Consider the following 2182-nt stretch of genomic DNA (forward strand, 5'->3'; position numbering starts at 1 on the left):
GCCTTGCGGCCCCGCCACAACAGTTTGAAGCCGGTACCCAGCTTCAGTATTGGCATCAGACGCAGTCCCAGGGACAGGAACAGACCGACACCCAGTATCAGAACCAGCATCAGCGGGCCCCATACAATACTGTTAATCTCTCCGATGATGGACGTGAGCATTTCCATTAGAGGTAAGCCTCCTCGTTGTTATTGTTATCACCCGCCCCCAGGTAGGGGTGCGGCATGATATGAAGTCACCCGGCGATCAGCAAAAGGGTGGCTGCAGTACGGTTCGACTCGACGCGTGCGGTGCACATTGTGTTGTCGGCTGTTTGTTTCTTGTAGGAAACATATTCTATTTTAATCAGTTAATGTTTCATTAGAAGCTATTTTTCCTCTTTCGAGGAACTTTTTATATTCTTCGTCCGGAACCAGGCGACCACCGGTGGTCCAGATCAACTGTGTTGCCTGGGCAAGACGAGACTCCAGGCCGCGGGCGCTAAGGTAGTCGGCGCCGTCGCTCAACAGTCTGGCTGGCCCCTGAATGCCGGCAGCAGCAGAGGGTTCTATGGCAACCTGTTCTGTGTTTTGAAGCTGGTACAGATCACGATAGAGGCTCTCGTCGGTCACGGTATAGACGCCGGCCAGCAGAGTGCGAATGCGCGTGCAGACCCATTCGGACGCAAGGCCTACGGCAAGGCCATCGGCCTCGGTCTGGCAGCTCAGGCCTATGTCATAGACCGACGGAATGCTCGGATCCTGCACGCCCAGTAGCACGCAGGGTGCCTGGGCGGGTTCGGCAAAGAAGCAATGTACCGCGTCACCGAATACCTGTTTCAGGCCAAAGCAGATGCCTCCGGGTGCACCGCCTACGCCGCAGGGAATATAAACCATGAGCGGGTGCTCGGCGTCGACCTTAATGGCCGCTTTGGTCAGCTGGTCCCGCAGACGCAGTGCCGCCACGGCATAACCATAGAACAGTCTGGGCGAGTTTTCGTCGTCGACAAAGTAACCCAGGGGGTTGGCTTCGGTTTCGGCGCGCCCCTGGGCCACGGCTGCGCTGTAGTCGCTGGCATGCTCGATAACGCGCACGCCAAAGTTGCGCAGACGCTGCTTCTTCCATTCCTTGGCGTCGCTGGACATATGCACGCAGGTGTCAAAGCCCAGCGCTGCGCCAATCACGCCTATGCTAAGCCCCAGGTTGCCGGTGCTGGCCACACCCAGCAGATGCTGTGCAAACAGGGCCCGGGCTTCGGGGCCGGCGAGCTTGAGGTAGTCGTCATCGATGCTGTGCAGAATGCCGGCCTTCAGGGCAAGGGACTCGGCATGGCAAAGCACCTCATGGAAGCCGCCGCGGGCCTTGACGGAGCCTGCAATCGGCAGATCATGGTCGGCCTTGAGCAACAGCGTGCCCGGCAGCGCCAGCGCTTGTTGCAGTGCTGGCACCGCCAGTAGGGGAGATTCGATCAGGCCTTTGTCCGCCGCAAGCTCGGGGAACAGCTGGGCCAGCAGGGGTGCACAGCGCTGCAGGCGGGCAGCAGCAGCTTCGATTTCCCGCATCTCGGGTTGGGGGGCATCGTGCGCGCAGGCCGGGTTTAGCCAGAATAAGGGAGCGCCCAGGGAGAGTCTGTGAGTGATGGAGCAAGCGTCTTGTGTTGGCACCATTCTTCCTTGGTCACTGGCTGTATCGAGGCGCGCATTCTGGAGTCAGTCTAAAAGATCCGCAATCAATGAATATTCAATGCGATTTTAGGCAAACTAAAGCAAGTTTAGCGTCAATCTGGGATTCTGGGGCTACGCAAAGCCGTCGGGCTCTGTTTTACTGTTGCCCTTAGTTGAAGCTGGTGCCGGAGACAACGATGATTAATGCCCAGATACTTGCTGCGCTTCGAACCTTTGAGGTGGCGTCCCGTACCCTGAGTTTTACCCGTGCCGCCGAACAACTGCATGTCACCACCGGGGCTGTCAGCCAGCAGATCAAGCATTTGGAGGCACAGCTGGGTTTCAAGTTGTTCGAGCGCCTGCCCCGGGGGCTGAACTTGACCGGCGAAGGCAAGCAGTTGTTTGTGGTGGTACATAAAAGTCTGCAGGATCTCGATGGTTGCGTGCAGCGCCTGCAGCGCGAGATGCTTGAAGGGCAGATACGCTTTCGATCAACGCCCTCCCTGCTGTTCAAATGGCTGGTGCCGCGGCTACACCTG

The 2182-nt window shown here is 58.1% G+C and carries 3 protein-coding genes; 1 reads left to right on the forward strand and 2 read right to left on the reverse strand.

Annotation, left to right across the window (positions count from 1 at the left end):
- Window positions 1–167, reverse strand: a 167-nt coding sequence (locus tag MPRO_RS26415; protein WP_162492537.1) for an alanine:cation symporter family protein, incomplete at its 3' end; no start/stop codon positions are given.
- Window positions 168–341: 174 nt separating this feature from the next.
- Entirely contained in the window at window positions 342–1643 is a 1302-nt protein-coding gene (dsdA, locus tag MPRO_RS21920) for a D-serine ammonia-lyase (RefSeq protein WP_439646791.1), read from the reverse strand.
- 197 nt (window positions 1644–1840) lie between these two features.
- On the opposite strand from dsdA, the gene MPRO_RS21925 reads away from it, so the two are divergent.
- A partial coding sequence (locus MPRO_RS21925; RefSeq protein ID WP_158651918.1) for a LysR family transcriptional regulator occupies window positions 1841–2182 on the forward strand: 342 nt, incomplete at its 3' end.

Source organism: Marinobacterium profundum (assembly GCF_001528745.1).
Lineage (GTDB): Bacteria > Pseudomonadota > Gammaproteobacteria > Pseudomonadales > Balneatricaceae > Marinobacterium_A > Marinobacterium_A profundum.